A 19,041-nucleotide genomic window follows, 5' to 3' on the forward strand; every position below is an offset into this window, starting at 1 on the left:
ACTGCCTCCGCCCTGCTCAGTTAAAAATAAAGCCGCCGTTGACCGGAATCAGCTGCCCGGTAACAAATCCGGAGAGATCGCTCAACAGCCACAGCACACTACCGGTGACATCTTCTGGCTGCTGCGCACCCGCCAGCGCCCGGCCATTTTCATACAGCTGATGACGCTCAGCAGGCACGTATTCCGTCGCTTCCACGCGCGTTAGCCCCGGCGCAATTGCATTGATACGGATACGTTTTTCGCCCATTTCACGCGCCATCGAACGCGTCATGGCAATCACCGCGCCCTTACTGGCAACATAGGCCATCAGGCGCGGTGCGCCCCACAGGGCAGTGTCCGAGGCCACGTTAACGATCCCCGATCCTTCGCGTAGCAGAGGCACAGCGGCGCGGGTCACCAGCCAGGTGCCTTTGACGTTGACGCTCATCACCCGATCCCAGAGATCCGGATCGTAGTCGATCATATTTTTACCGCCGACGCCGGTCGCCATCGCCGCGTTATTCACCAGCCCATCAATCGCCCCACTTTCTGCGATAGCGGCAAACGTAGCGTCGATAGACGCGCTGTCGGCTAAATCAATCACGTAATCTTCAATGCGGTAGCCCTGCTCACGCAGGCCGTGCGCGCTTTCCGCCAGCTCACCGGCGAGGATGTCGCACATCGCAACCGTCGCGCCCTGCTCTGCACAAGCTTTGGCAAAGTGGAAGCCGAGCCCGCGCGCTGCGCCGGTCACCACGATGCGCTTGCCGTCGAGTAAGCCGTGCATCAGGCCGCTCCCTGCTGCGCGTCGCGCGTCGCCAGCTGTTCTTTTGCCGCTTTCTGCATCATGCGGCGCAGGCGGGAAAGGCCGACATCGTGCTGATAGAGATATTCATGATCGCGGGCGTTCGGCGCCAGGCTCTCCAGCACTACGCGATCCTGCTCCAGCACTTCCCAGTGCAGTTTTTCCAGGCGGTTGCGGTACATGAAACGCCAGAGATCGCGCTGCCAGCCCTGTACGCGACGGATACGCCAGAAGAAGACGCGGCAGTTGTCGTTATCTTCCGGCACCACCATGCCGACTATCCAGAAGTGACCGCCCGGCCCAAAACGTCGTTTATACGGAATCGAGAGGCGCATCCAGTAAGTGCCGCTGTTGCCCAGTTCAACCCAGTCGAAGTTGACGCCGCTCTGCCCTTTTTTCTCGAAGATAAAGCCCGTTTTAGTCGGTTGCAGCACCATGTCGGCTTTGCGATCGCCTTCCGCCATCGAGTGCGAAGAAGAGTGAAGGTAGGTGCCGTGCATCGGGTCCATGACGTTTTCCAGCGCGTACTGGTAATTGCATTTCCACGCAGCAGAACAGAGGAAATTGCTGTAGCTTTCGGTGTCCGCCAGCTCTTCCGGGAAGGTGAGCTCTTCCGGCTGTTGGTCAGCGGTGACGCCAAACCACAGGAAAATCGCGCCGTGCGCTTCCTGCACGTTGTAGCTGCGCACGCACTGCTGGCCCACCAGCGGGCAGCGATCCACCGCCGGAACGTCTTTCACTTCACCGTTGCCCGCCACTTCCACACCGTGATACCAGCAGGCAATACGGTCGCCAAGGTTCCAGCCCATCGACAGACGCGCGCCACGGTGCGGGCAGCGATCTTCCAGCGCCTGTACCTGACCATCTTTGTTACGCCACACCACAATTTGTTCGCCCAGGCGGGTGATCCCGACCGGTGCGGACTGCACTTCCCAGCTCGCCAGAACCGGATACCACAAACCGCGCAACCCTTTATCGAGATAGCTCTGTACTGTTGTTGTCATCACCCGCCCCTCAGTAACCGTTAACCTGTAAGAATGCCTGGAAGCTGTCATCGCTCCATGGCGCGCCCTGCTGGTCGTACATGCGAATCGCGTTCAGCCCGTTGACCAGTTCCGGCAGCGTCTCCACGCCCTGTTCGAACAACTCTTCCAGCGCGGTAATCAGCAGCAGCTCCCAGTTCTCCGGCACGCGGCTGCGGGTTTGCCAGATGATATTTTGGTAATCGCCCGGTTTGTGAATGTTGCCGTTACCGCCTTCTGCCGGCGGGGTAAACTGGCGGCTTTCCGGCAGCGCCGGGTTGAAATCCAGGGTTTCGCTCATGCCACGGTCTCCTCAATGAAAGTGATCTGAATTTGGTTTTCGAATACCCGTACCGGGTAGCGATTCAGGTTGCGGCCACCTGGCCCGTGCAGGCACTGGCCGGTTTTAACGTCGAACACCGCTTCATGCAGCGGGCATTCCACTTTGCCATCTTCGACAAACCCCTGACTCAACAGCGCGTAAGCGTGAGGACAAACGTCTTCCAGCGCGTAAAACTCGCCATCGACCAGATAAATACCGATCTCTTTACCTTCAATGTTGCCGCTATAAGGGAAATCTTCCTGTACCTGCTCCGCGTCACATACGCCTATCCAGCTCATCGCATTCCTCCAGGCTTTTGTTTCATATATGAAACTGTGTTTCTTATTTAATACGCTCAATATAAAAGCGGTGAATGTTTCGTCAAGCGCAAATGTGACGTTTTTGTTAAGTACTATGCAATTAATTAGCTAAGTGTGTAATCGATCACGAAAAACTGCATCGATATGAAATTGTGATTTATGAAGGCGGAAAGAATCGGTTTTATAAATAGCGTGGTTTTCACTTCCACAGATATTGACTTTGCTTGATGGGATTATTAATAAATAGCGCAAGGCTTCACCACTCAGTTTCACAGGTGAAACTAAAGAATAAATTAACCATTAATATCAATGAGTTTCACTGGTGATACATTTTCACAATGAAACTATAAATACAAAATAATAAATAACATTACTGGCAGGAGAAATGAGATGATTTCAGCACGCCGGCAGGGCGTCATCGCGTTATTGTTTCTAATTGTGATTTCTTATGTCGATAGAGTAAATATCTCGGTGATGATTCTTAATGCCGAATTCGTCAATCATTTTCATATAAATGAAAACAGAATGTTACAAGGAATGTTAATGACATTCTTTCTTCTGGGTTATGGATTGTCGGCCCTTCTATTAACTCCGGTAATGGAAAGTAAACTCAATTACCGTCAGGGGCTGTTGATCAGCATCGCCGTCTGGGCGCTGGTTTGCGCTATCTCCCCTCTGCTCGGATCGCTGTTCGGCATGCTTATCGCGCGCGTGATCCTCGGCATTGCTGAAGGGCCGCTCTTTTCACTGAAGACGCGCTACATCAGCGACCACTTTGCCGCGCAGGAGATTGGCAAACCGAATGCCGTAAGCGCCCTGGGTGTATCGCTCGGGCTGGCTGTTGGCTTCCCGCTGGTCACGTTTCTGATGCAACATCTGGGCTGGATGGGGTCATTTTATGCGCTTGCCGCGCTGAATTTGCTGCTTGGTGGCGGGCTGATTTATCGCTTTTTACCTGCGCCACAGAAAGCGAATCGCACCAGCCAAAGGGGATTGAGCGAGACCTTTATGCTGGCCTGGCGCACGCCGTTGCTCGGCTGGATCCTGCTGGTTGAGATTGCCACGTTGAGCTATCTGTGGGGCAGCAGCGCGTGGCTTCCGGCGTGGCTGCGCGATGAGCATCACTTCTCACTTCACGCGACGGGCTTTCTGGCCGCCATTCCGTTTTTGCTGAGTCTCGGGTCAAAATTTTTAGGCGGGGTTCTCCTCGATAAACTGCGCCCGGAACAGGCCCCGCTGCTGTTCGTCACCGGCGGCGCGCTGACAGCGTGCTCAGTGCTGGCGCTCATGCTCAGCCATCAGCCCGCCATGCTGGGGCTGTTTTTACTCTCTGCCAATATTTTCTGGGGATTACAGGGTGCAGCGATTCCGGCAGTGGTACAGCATCACGCGGCGCACGACGCGGTGGGCAGCGCCTATGGAATCATTAACGGGATTGGCAATATTTGCGCGGCGTTTATTCCGCTCCTGATGGGCGTGGTGATGAAATATGCCGGGTCGGTGAGCGCAGGGTTTTCGGTTCTGGTGGCGTCGCAAATCGTGACGCTGTTGGCGGGCGGAATGTTGCTGCTGCGCATGCGTCGCGCAGCAGCAGTGAGCGCGTAACGGATTACTCGCCTTTTTTCGCGGCCTGAATGTAGAGCATTTCCAGTGCGAGGGTCGCCGCTGCCAGCGCGGTGATTTCAGACTGATCGTAGGCCGGCGCCACTTCCACAACATCCATACCCACGATGTTGAGATCTTTCAGGCCGCGCACCAGCTTGATGGCGCGGTCAGACGTCAGGCCGCCGATGACCGGCGTACCGGTTCCCGGCGCGAAAGCCGGGTCGAGGCAGTCGATATCAAAGGTCAGATAAACCGGCATATCACCGACAATCTGTTTCACCTGGGCGATGATGTCATCAGCGGTGCGATCGTTCACCTGGCAGGCATCCAGCACGGTGAAGCCGTTGTCTTTATCGAACTCGGTGCGGATACCAATCTGCACGGAATGGTTCGGGTCAATCAAACCTTCGTTCGGCGCGGTGTAGAACATGGTGCCGTGGTCGAATTCGCAGCCGTTCGCATAGGTGTCGGTGTGGGCATCAAAATGCACCAGCGCCATTTTGCCGAAGTGTTTGGCGTGCGCGCGCAGCAGCGGCAGCGTGACGAAGTGGTCACCGCCGAAAGAGAGCATGCGTTTACCCGCGGCCAGCAGTTTTTCCGCGTGCGCCTGCAATTTTTCGCTCATTTCGCGGGCATCGCCAAAGGCATACACCAGGTCACCACAGTCCACGACGTTCAGGCGTTCACGCATGTCGAAGTTCCACGGGAAGCGGTTGTGCTCCCAGGCGAGGTTGGTCGACACCTGGCGGATCGCCGCCGGGCCATGACGACCACCGGCGCGACCTGACGTCGCCATATCAAACGGTACACCGGTGATCACCCAGTCGGCGTCGCTGTCATAGGGTTGGAAGTTCAGCGGCAGACGTAAAAAACCAAATGCGTTAGATACCAGGGAGTTATCGTACTGATTTCCTAAGGTACTCATGGCTATGACCTCATCTAAAGTCGGTAAAAAAAAATCCCTTCCGCGTCGTTAGGCCCGACGAGGAAGGGATTGATTTGAGTTACAGCTTGTTGGGGCAAATTATCGCCGTTATTTTGCGCGGGTTCAAGTGAGTGTAGTACTTGTAGGCCCGGTAAGCGTAGCGCCACCGGGCAACGCCCGCGCAAACTTACTCGTCTTCCAGGTACGTATACCCGTAAAGCCCCGCTTCAAACTCTTCCAGGAACTGCTGTTGCAGCGCCTCGTCCAGACCGGTGTTTTTCACCTGGTCACGGAACTGAGTCAGCAACGTGTTGGGATCAAGCTGCACGTATTGCAGCATATCCGCCACCGTATCGCCCTCATCGGACAGCTCCACTTCCACACTGCCGTCAGGGAAGACGAACACGTCAACCGCTTCGGTATCACCGAACAGGTTGTGCATGTTGCCGAGGATCTCCTGATACGCGCCAACCATGAAGAAGCCCAGCATCGGCGGGTTATCCACGTCATACTGCGGCATCGGCATGGTGGTGGCGATCCCGTCGCCATCGACGTAATGATCAATCGCACCATCGGAATCACAGGTAATATCCAGCAACACCGCGCGGCGCTCTGGCACCTGGTTTAAGCCTTCCAGCGGCATCACCGGGAACAACTGGTCGATACCCCATGCGTCCGGCATCGACTGGAACAGAGAGAAGTTGACGTAAATTTTATCCGCCATACGCTCCTGCAACTCATCGATAATCGGGCGATGCGCGCGGTTGCTCGGGTCGAGCTGTTTCTGCACTTCGTGGCACATGTTCAGATAAAGCTGCTCTGCCCATGCGCGCTCTTTCAGGTTGAACGCCCCGGAGGAGTAACCGATGTGAATGTCGTGCAGGTCCATCTGGCTGTCGTGCAGCCATTCACGCAGCGAGCGGCGCGTGCCGGGCTCATGCATCTCCTGCCAGGTTTCCCACATGCTTTGCAGCGCACGCGGCGCGTCGTCAGCAGGCGGGGTCGCCTCGGTGTATTCGTTGCGCTCAACGCCGATGATGTTCGACACCAGCACCGTGTGATGCGCGGTTACCGCACGGCCCGATTCGGTGATCACCGTCGGGTGCGGCAGGCCGTTCTCTTCACAGGCATCGCCAATCGCCCAGATGATGTTGTTAGCGTATTCGTTCAGGCCGTAGTTCACCGAGCAATCGGACTGGGAACGCGTTCCTTCGTAGTCCACGCCCAGGCCGCCGCCAACGTCGAAGCACTGAATGTTCACACCCAGTTTGTGCAGTTCAACGTAGAAACGCGCCGATTCACGCACGCCGGTGGCGATGTCGCGAATATTGGCCATCTGTGAACCCAGGTGGAAGTGCAGCAGTTGCAGGCTGTCGAGATGCCCGGCTTCGCGCAGGATATCCACCAGTTGCAGCACCTGCGTCGCCGCGAGGCCAAATTTGGATTTCTCGCCGCCTGAGGACTGCCATTTACCGGAACCCTGCGACGCCAGACGCGCACGCACGCCAAGGCGCGGCACGACGTTTAATCGCTCGGCTTCTTCCAGCACGATGGCGATTTCCGACATTTTCTCAATCACCAGATAGACCTTATGGCCCATCTTCTCACCCACCAGCGCCAGGCGAATGTATTCACGGTCTTTATAGCCGTTACACACAATCACACTGCGGGTCATGCCAGCGTGAGCCAGCACAGCCATCAATTCTGCTTTGGAACCCGCTTCCAGCCCCAGCGGTTCGCCAGAGTGAATCAGGGATTCAATCACGCGGCGATGCTGGTTTACCTTGATCGGGTAGACCAGGAAATAGTCGCCGTTATAGCCGTAAGATTCGCGCGCACGCTTGAACGCGGCGTTGATAGAGCGCAAACGGTGCTGGAGGATCTGCGGGAAGCAGAACAGCGCAGGCAGGCGCTGCCCCTGCGCTTCACGCGCTTTTACCAGCTGCGCCAGGTCAACGCGGGCTTCCGGAACGTCCGGGTCAGGGCATACGCTGATATGGCCTAACTCGTTGACGTCATAGTAGTTATTGCCCCACCAGGCAATGTTGTATGTGCGTAGCATCTTGCTTGCTTCCTGGGAGCTCATCGCAACCTCCTGCATGGAACGTAGTACACCTTGTTCGCCCGCTGACGAAGGCAAACCCATAGACATGTCGTCAGACATAGCGAACCTCAATAATTTGTATCTAGTGTAAAACAGTTAACTACTATCGCAGCGTAACGATGCGATAACAACCCATATACAGCCTGATTTCCCAGCGCGTTATGCTGGTGCATCGACTGTGCGACCGGTTTCTTGTTCATATCATTGTAAAACACGCAACCGAACTTAAGACGATGTTCGGAGAAACCACGAGAAATCTCTTGCTGGAGCAAGAGCGCCCTTGTTCAGTTCCTGAAAGCCTGGCCGGCCCTGGAGTCCTGAGAAGCGCCGAAATGGGTAAAACATCGGCAGGTATACAAAGCAGAGATACTGAGAACGGGAGTCGGGTTCACACCAGGACGGTGTGACAGATTTGGCACAATACAACGGTTCATTATTTGATATCACCTCCACGCCAGCCCCGAAGGACTTGCTATAGCCAAAAAACGCATGTTTTAGCCCGGCTGGAAGTGGCGTCACGAAATCAATTCGTGCACTTTTTTGGTATGAGCCGCGCGCCGCGTTTTATACCGGGAAGACGGGTAAAAAGCAAAATAAAAATACGGACTCTGCCAGCAATGTCAGGAAAAATTTCCACCTTGCGTTGCGCAAGAATGCGAGCCAAATCAAAAAACGCTGGAAATCGGATTAAGAAGTAACCTAGAATAGCCGTCCAGAAGTTAATCCGTCTATACTGACTTCTTGTGTGCCGACCTGCTGCCCGTTTTAGCGCACATCGCACAGCGCGGGCATCGCCACATGAAGCTTATCGAACTCTATTTTTTCCAGGGTGAAGAAATTATGGCAAAACACCTATTTACGTCCGAGTCTGTATCCGAAGGGCATCCTGACAAAATTGCGGACCAAATCTCCGACGCCGTGCTTGACGCTATCCTCGAACAGGACCCGAAAGCCCGCGTAGCCTGCGAAACCTACGTGAAAACAGGCATGGTTTTGGTTGGCGGTGAAATCACCACCAGCGCATGGGTTGATATCGAAGAGATCACCCGTAACACCGTTCGCGAAATTGGCTATGTGCATTCGGATATGGGCTTTGACGCCAACTCCTGTGCCGTACTGAGCGCAATTGGTAAACAGTCTCCGGACATCAACCAGGGCGTTGACCGTTCCGATCCGCTGGAACAGGGCGCGGGCGACCAGGGTCTGATGTTTGGTTATGCAACCAACGAAACCGACGTGCTGATGCCAGCGCCAATCACCTATGCGCACCGTCTGGTGCAGCGTCAGGCTGAAGTGCGTAAGAATGGCACCCTGTCATGGCTGCGTCCGGATGCAAAAAGCCAGGTCACCTTCCAGTATGACGACGGTAAAATCGTCGGTATTGATGCGGTCGTTCTGTCCACTCAGCACGCTGAAAGCATCGATCAGAAATCCCTGCAGGAAGCAGTGATGGAAGAGATTATCAAGCCGGTTCTGCCGACTGAATGGCTGAACGCGTCAACCAAATTCTTCATCAACCCAACCGGTCGTTTCGTGATCGGCGGCCCGATGGGCGACTGCGGTCTGACCGGCCGTAAAATTATCGTTGATACCTACGGCGGCATGGCACGTCACGGCGGCGGTGCGTTCTCCGGTAAAGATCCATCAAAAGTGGACCGCTCCGCAGCATACGCGGCACGTTATGTGGCGAAAAACATCGTTGCTGCGGGCCTGGCTGACCGTTGTGAAATTCAGGTCTCCTACGCAATCGGCGTGGCAGAACCGACTTCCATCATGGTGGAAACCTTCGGTACCGAGAAAGTGCCTTCTGAACAACTGACCCTGCTGGTGCGCGAGTTCTTCGACCTGCGTCCGTACGGCCTCATTCAGATGCTGGATCTGCTGCACCCGATCTACAAAGAGACCGCAGCTTACGGTCACTTTGGCCGCGAACATTTCCCGTGGGAAAAAACCGACAAAGCGGCACTGCTGCGCGATGCTGCCGGCCTGAAATAATCTCCCCACCGTTTTATCTGAAGGCCAGCCTCGTGCTGGCCTTTTTTTATTTCTAACGCGTGCGCTATGAAAGCGATTACACCCCACTGCCTATCAGGCCAATTGACGTAGCCAGGCATGTTACATAGCAAATGCTCTGTTGTTACATTTATTTTTCAGGCTAATCTGAAGCACAATTTTTTCCCGCCATATTTCACAATTAACTATTTGATTACTATAATTTTTAATACATAGTCACTATGAATGACAGTGTAAGCGATTACACTCCTGTGATTACAATCACATATTTTTACGGCCGACTCACTTACCCTTAACATCGACAAAGCTGATAATCCAACTGGAGGGCATAATGCCTGACAATAAAAAACAAGGGCGTTCTAACAAGACAATGACCTTTTTTGTCTGTTTTCTGGCAGCCCTGGCCGGACTCCTTTTCGGTCTTGATATCGGCGTAATTGCCGGTGCCCTACCCTTTATTACCGATGAGTTTCAGATTTCTCCACACACCCAGGAGTGGGTGGTCAGTTCCATGATGTTCGGTGCCGCGATTGGTGCAGTCGGCAGTGGCTGGCTCTCCTTCCGTCTCGGGCGTAAAAAAAGCCTGATGATTGGCGCAATCCTGTTTGTCCTCGGCTCGCTGTTCTCCGCCGCTGCGCCAAACCCGGAAGTGCTGATTATTTCCCGCGTCCTGCTGGGCCTGGCTGTGGGTGTCGCGTCCTATACGGCACCGTTGTATCTCTCTGAAATCGCGCCGGAAAAAATTCGCGGCAGTATGATTTCCATGTACCAGTTGATGATTACCATCGGTATTCTCGGCGCGTACCTGTCGGATACCGCGTTCAGCTACTCTGGCGCATGGCGCTGGATGCTGGGCGTGATTATCATTCCGGCGATCCTGCTGCTGATTGGCGTATTCTTCCTGCCGGACAGCCCACGCTGGTTCGCGGCCAAACGCCGCTTCCACGACGCGGAACGCGTACTGCTTCGTCTGCGTGATACCAGCGCGGAAGCGAAACGCGAGCTGGATGAAATCCGTGAAAGCCTGCAGGTTAAGCAGAGTGGTTGGGCGCTGTTTAAAGAGAACAGCAACTTCCGCCGCGCGGTGTTCCTGGGCGTGCTGTTACAGGTAATGCAGCAGTTCACCGGGATGAACGTCATCATGTATTACGCGCCGAAAATCTTTGAGCTGGCGGGTTATACCAACACGCACGAACAGATGTGGGGCACGGTTATCGTCGGTCTGACCAACGTACTGGCGACCTTTATTGCCATCGGGCTGGTTGACCGCTGGGGCCGTAAACCAACCCTGACGCTGGGCTTCCTGGTGATGGCCGTCGGCATGGGCGTACTGGGTACAATGATGCACGTCGGTATCCATTCGCCGTCTGCACAATACTTCGCGATTGCCATGCTGCTGATGTTTATCGTTGGCTTCGCCATGAGCGCCGGTCCGCTGATTTGGGTACTGTGTTCTGAAATTCAGCCGCTGAAAGGCCGCGATTTCGGTATCACCTGCTCTACCGCGACCAACTGGATTGCCAACATGATCGTCGGCGCAACGTTCCTGACCATGCTCAACTCGCTGGGCAACGCCAACACCTTCTGGGTTTACGCCGGTCTGAACCTGTTCTTCATCGTCCTGACTATCTGGCTGGTTCCGGAAACCAAACATGTGTCGCTGGAACATATTGAACGTAACCTGATGAAAGGTCGCAAGCTGCGCGAAATCGGCGCGCACGACTAATCTTCCCCTGGTGTGTCGGGTGGCGCTGCGCTTACCCGACCTACCTATCATCTCATCTTGTATGCCCGATGTGCGAAGCGCCATTGGGCATACCTTCCTCTTGCACTCGCCCCACTACCCGCTCTATCCTCTGCGTCATGAAAAGCCCTCGAATTCCTATCGCCCTCCAGCAAAGCGTGATGCGTTGTCTGCGGGAAAATCTTGCCAAAGCGAATCTTGCGCTCAAGCGTAACTACCCCGAGCCAAAGCTGGTTTATCAACAGCGCGGCACCTCGGCGGGTACCGCGTGGTTGCAGGAGTATGAAATTCGCCTCAATCCGGTACTGCTGGCGGAAAACCAGCAGGCGTTTATTGATGAAGTGGTTCCGCACGAACTGGCGCATCTGCTGGTGTGGAAGCACTTTGGCCGCGTTCCTCCGCACGGGAAAGAGTGGAAATGGATGATGGAAGCGGTGCTCGGCGTTCCGGCACGCCGCACGCATCAGTTTGAACTGAGTTCAATACGCAGCAAAACCTTCCCCTACCGCTGCCGCTGCCAGCTGCATCAATTGACCATTCGCCGCCATAATCGCGTGGTGCGCGGTGAAGCGACCTATCGTTGCGTACACTGCGGCGAGCCGTTGGTTGCAGAATTGTAACTGATGGAATTTTCTGGAAGTTTTCTGATCTGACTGATTGCATCTGACCGATGCTTTCGCTACGTTGCGGGCTCGTTTTGAGACGGAGTTCGTGATGTCCCCTAAAGTAGCATTCGCAGTCGTGTTTTTTACGGCGGCGCTCTCAGGCCAGGCGCTGGCCGAAGGTATCAAAAGTTTTTCCCAGGCCAAAACCGCTGGCGTAAAAGTTAACAGTGATGTGCCGGGTGATTTCTACTGCGGCTGTAAAATCAACTGGCAGGGTAAGAAAGGCGTCATTGACCTTGAGTCCTGCGGTTACAAAGTGCGTAAAAATGAAAACCGCGCCAGCCGCGTCGAATGGGAACACGTGATGCCCGCCTGGCAGTTTGGTCACCAGCGCCAGTGCTGGCAGGATGGCGGACGGAAAAACTGCGCCAAAGATCCGCTGTACCGCAAAATAGAAAGCGATATGCATAACCTGCAACCTGCGGTCGGAGAAGTGAACGGCGATCGCGGTAACTTTATGTATAGCCAGTGGAATGGCGGCGAAGGCCAGTACGGTCAGTGCGCCATGAAGGTAGACTTTAAAGAGAAAGTGGCCGAGCCACCGGCACGCTCGCGCGGCGCAATTGCCCGCACCTACTTCTATATGCGCGATACGTATCAAATCAATCTTTCCCGCCAGCAGACGCAGCTTTTCAACGCGTGGAATAAGATGTATCCAGTCAGCGAATGGGAGTGTGAGCGCGACAGGCGCATCGCCAAAATTCAGGGTAACCATAACCCTTACGTGTTGCAGGCTTGCCAGGCGCAAAAGAGCTAACCTACACTAGCGGCTAATTGTTTAATTTTCTGCCGGACATTTCCCCCTCACCCTGGCCCTCTCCCTCAGGGAGAGGGAACGGACAGTGCCTGGTACCTAAGCTATTAATGGAACGTCACATCATGCGCATCCCCCGTATTTATCACCCTGAACACATCACCGCTGGGCATGAAATCGCCCTGTCGGAAGACGCGGCAAACCATGTTGGCCGTGTGCTGCGCATGGGGCCGGGTCAGGCGATTCAGCTTTTCGATGGCAGTAACCAGATCTTCGATGCCGAAATTACCCACGCCGATAAAAAAAGCGTGCGCGTGAATATTGTCAGCGGGGAAATTGATAACCGCGAATCCCCCATTCACATTCACCTGGGCCAGGTAATGTCGCGCGGCGATAAAATGGAATTCACCATCCAGAAATCAATAGAACTCGGTGTAAGCCTCATAACGCCACTGTTTTCTGAGCGCTGTGGCGTTAAACTGGATGCCGAGCGTTTGAATAAGAAGATCCAACAGTGGCAAAAAATCGCGATTGCCGCCTGTGAACAGTGTGGCCGCAACACGATTCCGGAAATTCGCCCGGCGATGAATCTGGAACAGTGGTGCGCCGAAGAAGATAGCGGGCTGAAGCTGAACCTGCATCCGCGTGCCAGCGCCAGCATCAATACGCTTCCGCTGCCGGTGGAGCGCGTGCGTTTGCTGATTGGCCCGGAAGGCGGTCTCTCGGCAGATGAAATTGCCATGACCGCACGCTACCAGTTTACTGATATCCTGTTGGGACCTCGCGTTCTGCGTACTGAGACTACCGCGCTCACCGCCATTACTGCGCTTCAAGTGCGCTTTGGCGATCTGGGCTAATATCGGCTTCCAGGAGAACTAGAATGATTAAGCTCGGCATCGTGATGGACCCCATCGCAAACATCAATATCAAAAAAGACACCAGCTTCGCGATGTTGCTGGAGGCACAGCGCCGGGGCTATGAACTCCATTACATGGAGATGAATGACCTCTATCTGACCAACGGCGAATCCCGCGCGCGTACGCGTCTGGTGAACGTTGAGCAGAACTATGACAAATGGTACGAATTTGGCAGCGAGCAGGATATCGCGCTTGCCGACCTCGATGTGATTCTGATGCGTAAGGATCCGCCGTTTGACACCGAATTCATCTACGCGACCTATATTCTGGAACGCGCGGAAGAGAAAGGCACTCTTATCGTCAACAAACCGCAGAGCCTGCGCGACTGTAACGAGAAGCTGTTCACCGCCTGGTTCTCTGAACTGACCCCGGAAACGCTGGTCACCCGTAACAAAGCGCAGCTGAAAGCGTTCTGGCAGGAGCATGGCGACATCATCATGAAACCGCTGGATGGTATGGGCGGCGCGTCGATTTTCCGCGTGAAAGAAGGCGATCCTAACATTGGCGTTATCGCCGAAACCCTGACCGAGCTTGGCAGCCGCTATTGCATGGCGCAAACCTATCTGCCAGCAATCAAAGACGGTGATAAGCGCGTGCTGGTCGTCGATGGCGAACCTGTCCCGTATTGCCTGGCGCGTATTCCGCAGGGTGGTGAAACCCGTGGCAACCTGGCCGCCGGTGGCCGTGGCGAACCGCGTCCGCTGAGCGAAAGCGATTGGGAAATCGCCCGCAAAGTGGGCCCGACGCTGAAAGCGAAAGGTCTGATTTTTGTCGGCCTGGATATCATCGGCGATCGCCTGACCGAGATTAACGTCACCAGCCCAACCTGCGTGCGTGAAATCGAAGCGGAGTTCCCGATTTCCATCACCGGGATGCTGATGGACGCTATCGAAAAACGTTTAGGCAAGTAATCTCTGCGGCGGGAGGGAACCCGCCACAACCAGGCTTTCCTGCCAGGCGCTTACGCGCGTTTACAGGACTGCCTGGTGACAGCACGCCTCTTTCCCCGCATACTGGACGTTGCTGCTTTTTGAACCAGGACAGAACCTCTGACAATGAATTTACAGCATCACTTTCTTATTGCCATGCCGGCTCTTCAGGACCCCATCTTCCGCCGTTCCGTTGTCTATATCTGCGAGTATAACGACGATGGCGCAATGGGGATTATCATCAATAAGCCGCTGGAAAACCTGCAAGTTGAAGGCATTCTGGAAAAACTGAAGATCACGCCCGATCCGCGCGATCCGTCGATTCGCCTCGATAAACCGGTGATGCTCGGCGGCCCGCTGGCGGAAGATCGCGGCTTCATTCTGCACACGCCACCGGCGTCGTTTTCCTCAAGCATCCGTATCTCTGATAACACCATCGTCACCACGTCGCGCGACGTGCTGGAAACTCTGGGCACGGCGGCACAGCCGATGGACGTGCTGGTTGCGCTGGGTTACGCATCATGGGAGAAAGGCCAGCTGGAGCAGGAAATTCTCGATAACGCCTGGCTCACCGCGCCTGCCGACCTCAATATTCTGTTTAAAACGCCGATCGCCGATCGCTGGCGCGATGCGGCAAAACTCATCGGCATCGATATTCACACCATGCCTGGTGTGGCGGGGCACGCATAATGAGCGGAACCTTTCTCGCATTTGATTTTGGCACCCGCAGCATTGGCGTCGCGGTCGGACAGCAAATTACCGGTACCGCGCGCCCACTCAACGCCCTGAAGGCGCAAAACGGCACACCAGACTGGACGCTGATTGAGAAGCTGCTGAAAGAGTGGCAACCGGCGTTAGTGATCGTCGGCCTGCCGCTGAATATGGACGGCACTGAGCAGCCGCTTACCGCGCGCGCACGTAACTTCGCCAATAAAATTCACGGCCGTTTCGGCGTAGCGATAAAACTGCATGATGAGCGTCTGAGTACCGTTGAAGCCCGCGCCGGGTTGTTCGAGCACGGTGGTTTTCGCGCGCTGGATAAAGGCAGCGTGGATTCAGCCTCTGCGGTGGTGATTCTGGAGAGTTACTTCGAGCAAAGCTACAGTCAGTAGTCAGGCTAGCATAACGTGTAAATAGTGGGCGTTTAGTGGGCGTTAGAGACAGGAAAGCCGGATGGCGCTAGCGCTTATCCGGCCTACAACGTTTCCAGTGTAAAACTTAGTGACGCAAATTTTCGTTCGCCCAGCTGACAGCCTGGGTTCTGTTTTTCACGCTTAACTTACGGAAAACATTATATAAGTGTGTACGCACTGTGTTTTCACTGATGAACAGCGCACGAGCAATATCCATATTGGTCGCACCATGACGTAATTCATTAAGAATTTCGCATTCACGTTCGGTCAGTGGAATATTGTCTGATGATTCAGTCGGCTGTTCAACTGCGTACATTGCCGGATGCATTACGCTCAATTCAGCAGTCTGTTCACCGTTCAGCACGGCTTTGACACCCTCAATTAAGCGCGATTCTTCATCATCATGACGGAACACACCGTACAGCGCGGGCCACTGCGCCATTTCGTATAATTCATACTTTTGCGCACTGTTAATAATAAGCAAGCGTGGAGAATCAAACTGCGAGCGGATAATATCGCGCCAGATACCGTTCAGCTTTTTGTTCGATACCGCGATATCAAACAGCACCACAGTACCTTTCGCAAGGCGCTGTACCATCGGCTTATTGATATTGTGAACATCTACAGAAACTGAAAGTAAATCAGAAAGATAACCAGCGAATGCATTGGCCTGTACTGACGGGTGGGTGATTAAAATGATTTTGCGGGATTTAGATACACTCTCTGATACATCAAGCATTTGAAACTCTCCTTAGTATTTTGCCACCATCATGGTGTTTTAATAAATCAAAGCAATCTTAATTATCATGCATAATAATAATCAAGACAGTATGAAGTGAAACAATATTTCATAAGAATAATCCTAATTCCATAATTAGAATAGAACGATCCCCGCTGAGTGTCAAAAGAATATCACCCTTTTTTTCTATGTCTACACAACATAATGTTGTGCATCGGTGTAAAAATCCGTCATCCATATTACTTAGGAATTATGGCTTAGGTATAACATGTTACACTGATGATTATATTTTCGCAGAATAATAACGGAACGTTGAATTTACAAATAAAACATTATTACAACAGAATGTCGAATAAACGTCACATTCATAATATATTGAAACATTCTTTCCTGTCGATTAATTCCAAAAACTCTACTGTCATCACAGTAATAACACTTATCTATTAGAAATAGAATTAATAAGCACAGGAGAAATAGCCTAATCCTTATAGCTTACCCTTCGCCACACATTGTTGATAGCTTTGGGTGAAAGTTTGCATTCCTGCCTGCTGTCCAGTTTGCATGACACCCGGTAACTGATGGTTTTTCCCCTCGCGGATCAGGTTCCCTACCGCCGGGGTATTCACCAGCAGCTCGAAGAGCGCCACTCGCCCGCCTTGTTTATCCGCCACCAGCTTTTGCGCTACCACCGCACACAGGCTGTTCGCCAGCTGGCTGCGCACAGGCTCTTTTTCCTGCGCCGGAAAAACATCAACCAGACGTTCAATCGCCTGGGCCGCACCGCGCGTATGCAATGTCGCCAGCACCAGATGACCTGTTTCGGCGGCGGTTAATGCCAGCCGGATCGTCTCGCTGTCGCGTAACTCCCCCAGCAGGATAACGTCGGGGTCCTGACGTAGCGCGCCGCGCAGTGCCTCAGCGAATGATGAGATATGTTGACCGATTTCGCGTTGCTGGATTAAGCAGCGCTGGCTGGCGTGAATAAATTCCACCGGATCTTCCAGCGTCAGAATATGCCCATCCAGAGTGTTATTGAGGTAATCGACCATTGCGGCAAGCGTCGTTGACTTACCGCTGCCGGTTGCGCCGGTGACCAGTATCAACCCACCCTCTTCATGCAACAGTTCAGGTAGCGCCGCTGGCACGCCGAGTTCAGCGAGCGTTGGGCAGCGCGTCGGTAGCACACGCAATGCCAGCGAAACACCGCGCGCATGGCGAAATGCGCTGGCGCGCAGGCGTGGCCCTTCAGAGGGCGCTATCGCGAAATCAAGCTGGCCCTGCGCCCGCCATTGCGCGTGCTGTGCCTCGCTTAACCAACCACGTAGCAATGCTTCCGGTTCCGGCGATAAAAATGGCGCAGATTCGAGCAAGCCACAACGTCGCCATCGCGCCATTGCTCCGCTACACAGGTGTAGATCCGACACGTTATGCTTTACACTAAGCGCCACGATTTCTTGTATTTCCATAAGACCCACCAGCAAATATGAACGATATAGCGCATAACCTGGCACAGGTCCGGGACAAAATCTCAGCCGCTGCATCACGATGCGGCCGGCTTTCAGAAGAAGTTACGCTGCTTGCAGTCAGCAAAACCAAACCTGCGAGCGCCGTCGAAGAAGCAATGGCTGCTGGCCAACGTGCATTCGGCGAAAACTACGTTCAGGAAGGCGTGGAAAAAATCCGCTTCTTTCAGGACAAAGGTATAACGGATCTGCAATGGCACTTTATTGGCCCGTTGCAGTCCAACAAAAGTCGCCTGGTGGCGGAGCATTTCGACTGGTGCCATACGGTCGACAGGCTGAAGATCGCCACCCGGCTTAGCGAACAGCGCCCTGCGCATTTGCCGCCGCTTAACGTGCTGATTCAGGTCAACATTAGCGATGAGCAGAGTAAATCCGGCATCGAGCCCGAGGCGGTTGACGCGTTGGCGGCGGAGGTTTCCGCTCTGCCCAATCTCTGCCTGCGCGGTTTGATGGCCATTCCGGCACCGGAAACCGAGTACGATAAGCAGTTTGCCGTCGCCCAACAAATGGCGGTAGCATTCGCGCGGCTGAAGACGCACTACCCTACAGTCGATACGCTCTCACTGGGCATGTCAGACGATATGGAAGCCGCCATTGCGGCGGGTAGCACTATGGTACGCATCGGCACCGCGATTTTCGGTGCGCGTGATTACACAAAAAATAAGGAACTCTGAGGAACGCCATGAAGACGTTGACCTTCCTGCTCTCAACAGTGATTGAACTGTACACAATGGTGCTACTGCTGCGCGTCTGGATGCAGTGGGCGCGCTGTGATTTTTACAATCCGTTCTCCCAGTTTGTGGTGAAAATCACCCAACCTATCGTTGGGCCGCTGCGCCGCATCATTCCGGCGATGGGGCCGCTCGACAGTTCATCTCTGCTGGTTGCGTTTATCTTAAGCGTTATCAAAGCGATCACGCTGTTTATGGTCATCACCTTCCAGCCGATTATCTGGATTGCGGCGGTGCTGATTTTGCTGAAAACAGTCGGCCTGCTCATCTTCTGGGTGCTTCTGCTGATGGCGATTATGAGCTGGGTAAGCCAGGGCCGTAGCCCGGTTGAGTTTGTGCTGATGCAGCTCGCCGACCCACTGCTGCGCCCGATTCGTAAGCTGCTGCCTTCAATGGGCGGTATCGATTTCTCGCCGATGATCCTCGTGCTGCTGCTCTATGTACTTAATATGGGCATCGCCGAAGTATTGCAGGCCACGGGCAACATGCTGCTGCCGGGGCTGTGGATGGCGCTATGAGTGCCGTAACATCCTGCGACGACGGGCTGGTACTGAGGCTGTATATTCAGCCGAAAGCCAGCCGTGACAGCATTGTGGGTGAACATGGCGACGAATTAAAAGTCGCCATTACCGCCCCGCCGGTCGATGGGCAGGCCAATGCCCATCTGGTGAAGTTCCTCGCCAAACAGTTTAAGGTCGCCAAAAGCCAGGTCATCATCGAGAAAGGTGAACTGGGCCGCCATAAACAGGTTAAAATCATTCATCCGCAGCAAATCCCAGCGGGCGTCGACGCCCTGATAAATTAGGATATC

The 19,041-nt window shown here is 54.1% G+C and carries 22 protein-coding genes; 12 read left to right on the top strand and 10 right to left on the bottom strand.

The genetic code is table 11. From position 1 onward, the window contains the following. Positions 1-16 precede the first annotated feature (16 nt). From ACWWFX_RS04180 to ACWWFX_RS04195, 4 genes are read right to left on the bottom strand one after another with little or no spacing between them, the layout of a single operon-like run. Positions 17-766, bottom strand: coding sequence for an SDR family oxidoreductase (locus tag ACWWFX_RS04180; RefSeq protein ID WP_473223284.1), 750 nt, complete (start codon positions 764-766; stop codon positions 17-19). Then, entirely contained in the window at positions 766-1,788 is a 1,023-nt protein-coding gene (locus tag ACWWFX_RS04185; RefSeq protein WP_276223721.1) for an aromatic ring-hydroxylating oxygenase subunit alpha, read from the bottom strand. The genes ACWWFX_RS04180 and ACWWFX_RS04185 overlap by 1 nt, the downstream gene beginning before the upstream one ends. Before the next feature lie 10 nt (positions 1,789-1,798). Continuing rightward, entirely contained in the window at positions 1,799-2,107 is a 309-nt protein-coding gene (locus ACWWFX_RS04190; protein WP_015963080.1) for a recombinase-like helix-turn-helix domain-containing protein, read from the bottom strand. Continuing rightward, a complete protein-coding gene (locus ACWWFX_RS04195) occupies positions 2,104-2,427 on the bottom strand; it encodes a Rieske (2Fe-2S) protein (RefSeq protein WP_015963079.1) in 324 nt (107 codons plus the stop codon). The genes ACWWFX_RS04190 and ACWWFX_RS04195 overlap by 4 nt, the downstream gene beginning before the upstream one ends. Positions 2,428-2,841: 414 nt before the next feature. On the opposite strand from ACWWFX_RS04195, the gene ACWWFX_RS04200 reads away from it, so the two are divergent. Further along, on the top strand, positions 2,842-4,053 hold the full coding sequence (locus ACWWFX_RS04200; protein ID WP_473223305.1) for an MFS transporter: 1,212 nt from the start codon (positions 2,842-2,844) through the stop codon (positions 4,051-4,053). 4 nt (positions 4,054-4,057) lie between these two features. Here the strand turns inward: ACWWFX_RS04200 and speB are convergent, their stop codons facing one another. The 4 genes from speB to ACWWFX_RS04220 all read right to left on the bottom strand — a co-directional run bounded on the left by speB (position 4,058) and on the right by ACWWFX_RS04220 (position 7,516). Continuing rightward, positions 4,058-4,978 carry an agmatinase gene (gene speB / locus ACWWFX_RS04205; protein WP_015963077.1) on the bottom strand — a complete coding sequence of 307 codons (921 nt, stop codon included), beginning with the start codon at positions 4,976-4,978 and terminating at the stop codon, positions 4,058-4,060. 187 nt (positions 4,979-5,165) lie between these two features. Beyond that, positions 5,166-7,142, bottom strand: coding sequence for a biosynthetic arginine decarboxylase (speA, locus tag ACWWFX_RS04210; RefSeq protein ID WP_276223728.1), 1,977 nt, complete (start codon positions 7,140-7,142; stop codon positions 5,166-5,168). Between the two features lie 8 nt (positions 7,143-7,150). After that, on the bottom strand, positions 7,151-7,282 hold the full coding sequence (gene yqgB, locus ACWWFX_RS04215) for an acid stress response protein YqgB (RefSeq protein ID WP_149463255.1): 132 nt from the start codon (positions 7,280-7,282) through the stop codon (positions 7,151-7,153). Positions 7,283-7,366: 84 nt separating this feature from the next. Further along, entirely contained in the window at positions 7,367-7,516 is a 150-nt protein-coding gene (locus ACWWFX_RS04220) for a hypothetical protein (protein WP_442961949.1), read from the bottom strand. Positions 7,517-7,922: 406 nt separating this feature from the next. Here ACWWFX_RS04220 and metK point away from each other — a divergent pair, with 406 nt between their 5' ends. The 8 genes from metK to ruvX all read left to right on the top strand — a co-directional run bounded on the left by metK (position 7,923) and on the right by ruvX (position 15,216). Further along, positions 7,923-9,077 carry a methionine adenosyltransferase gene (metK, locus tag ACWWFX_RS04225; protein ID WP_276223804.1) on the top strand — a complete coding sequence of 385 codons (1,155 nt, stop codon included), beginning with the start codon at positions 7,923-7,925 and terminating at the stop codon, positions 9,075-9,077. A gap of 349 nt (positions 9,078-9,426) precedes the next feature. Then, on the top strand, positions 9,427-10,821 hold the full coding sequence (gene galP / locus ACWWFX_RS04230) for a galactose/proton symporter (RefSeq protein WP_276223731.1): 1,395 nt from the start codon (positions 9,427-9,429) through the stop codon (positions 10,819-10,821). A gap of 137 nt (positions 10,822-10,958) precedes the next feature. Beyond that, positions 10,959-11,459: a SprT family zinc-dependent metalloprotease gene (locus ACWWFX_RS04235; RefSeq protein ID WP_276223733.1), complete on the top strand. Its 501-nt coding sequence runs from the start codon at positions 10,959-10,961 to the stop codon at positions 11,457-11,459. A gap of 94 nt (positions 11,460-11,553) precedes the next feature. Continuing rightward, positions 11,554-12,261 carry a deoxyribonuclease I gene (gene endA / locus ACWWFX_RS04240; RefSeq protein WP_276223735.1) on the top strand — a complete coding sequence of 236 codons (708 nt, stop codon included), beginning with the start codon at positions 11,554-11,556 and terminating at the stop codon, positions 12,259-12,261. A 122-nt stretch (positions 12,262-12,383) separates the two neighbouring features. Continuing rightward, positions 12,384-13,115 (top strand): 16S rRNA (uracil(1498)-N(3))-methyltransferase, encoded by a 732-nt coding sequence (gene rsmE / locus ACWWFX_RS04245; RefSeq protein ID WP_149463251.1) that lies wholly within the window; start codon positions 12,384-12,386, stop codon positions 13,113-13,115. A gap of 23 nt (positions 13,116-13,138) precedes the next feature. Continuing rightward, positions 13,139-14,086, top strand: a complete 948-nt coding sequence (gshB, locus tag ACWWFX_RS04250) for a glutathione synthase (protein WP_015963070.1) — start codon at positions 13,139-13,141, stop codon at positions 14,084-14,086. A gap of 144 nt (positions 14,087-14,230) precedes the next feature. Then, entirely contained in the window at positions 14,231-14,794 is a 564-nt protein-coding gene (locus ACWWFX_RS04255) for a YqgE/AlgH family protein (RefSeq protein WP_473223285.1), read from the top strand. Further along, a complete protein-coding gene (gene ruvX / locus ACWWFX_RS04260; RefSeq protein WP_149463249.1) occupies positions 14,794-15,216 on the top strand; it encodes a Holliday junction resolvase RuvX in 423 nt (140 codons plus the stop codon). Before ACWWFX_RS04255 ends, ruvX begins: the two co-directional genes overlap by 1 nt. A 106-nt stretch (positions 15,217-15,322) precedes the next feature. Here ruvX and ACWWFX_RS04265 read toward each other — a convergent pair whose 3' ends face one another. Next, complete coding sequence (locus ACWWFX_RS04265) at positions 15,323-15,976, bottom strand: LuxR C-terminal-related transcriptional regulator (RefSeq protein ID WP_015963067.1); 654 nt, start codon at positions 15,974-15,976, stop codon at positions 15,323-15,325. Between the two features lie 485 nt (positions 15,977-16,461). Further along, complete coding sequence (locus ACWWFX_RS04270) at positions 16,462-17,442, bottom strand: type IV pilus twitching motility protein PilT (protein WP_473223286.1); 981 nt, start codon at positions 17,440-17,442, stop codon at positions 16,462-16,464. Positions 17,443-17,459: 17 nt separating this feature from the next. Between ACWWFX_RS04270 and ACWWFX_RS04275 the strand changes: the two genes are divergently transcribed. From ACWWFX_RS04275 to yggU, 3 genes are read left to right on the top strand one after another with little or no spacing between them, the layout of a single operon-like run. Next, a complete protein-coding gene (locus ACWWFX_RS04275) occupies positions 17,460-18,173 on the top strand; it encodes a YggS family pyridoxal phosphate-dependent enzyme (RefSeq protein WP_473223287.1) in 714 nt (237 codons plus the stop codon). A gap of 8 nt (positions 18,174-18,181) precedes the next feature. Then, a complete protein-coding gene (locus ACWWFX_RS04280; protein ID WP_473223288.1) occupies positions 18,182-18,748 on the top strand; it encodes a YggT family protein in 567 nt (188 codons plus the stop codon). Next, positions 18,745-19,035: a DUF167 family protein YggU gene (yggU, locus tag ACWWFX_RS04285; protein ID WP_276223747.1), complete on the top strand. Its 291-nt coding sequence runs from the start codon at positions 18,745-18,747 to the stop codon at positions 19,033-19,035. Before ACWWFX_RS04280 ends, yggU begins: the two co-directional genes overlap by 4 nt. The last annotated feature ends 6 nt before the right edge of the window (positions 19,036-19,041 follow it).

The sequence above is a fragment of the Pseudocitrobacter sp. 2023LY-00077 genome (assembly GCF_055796175.1).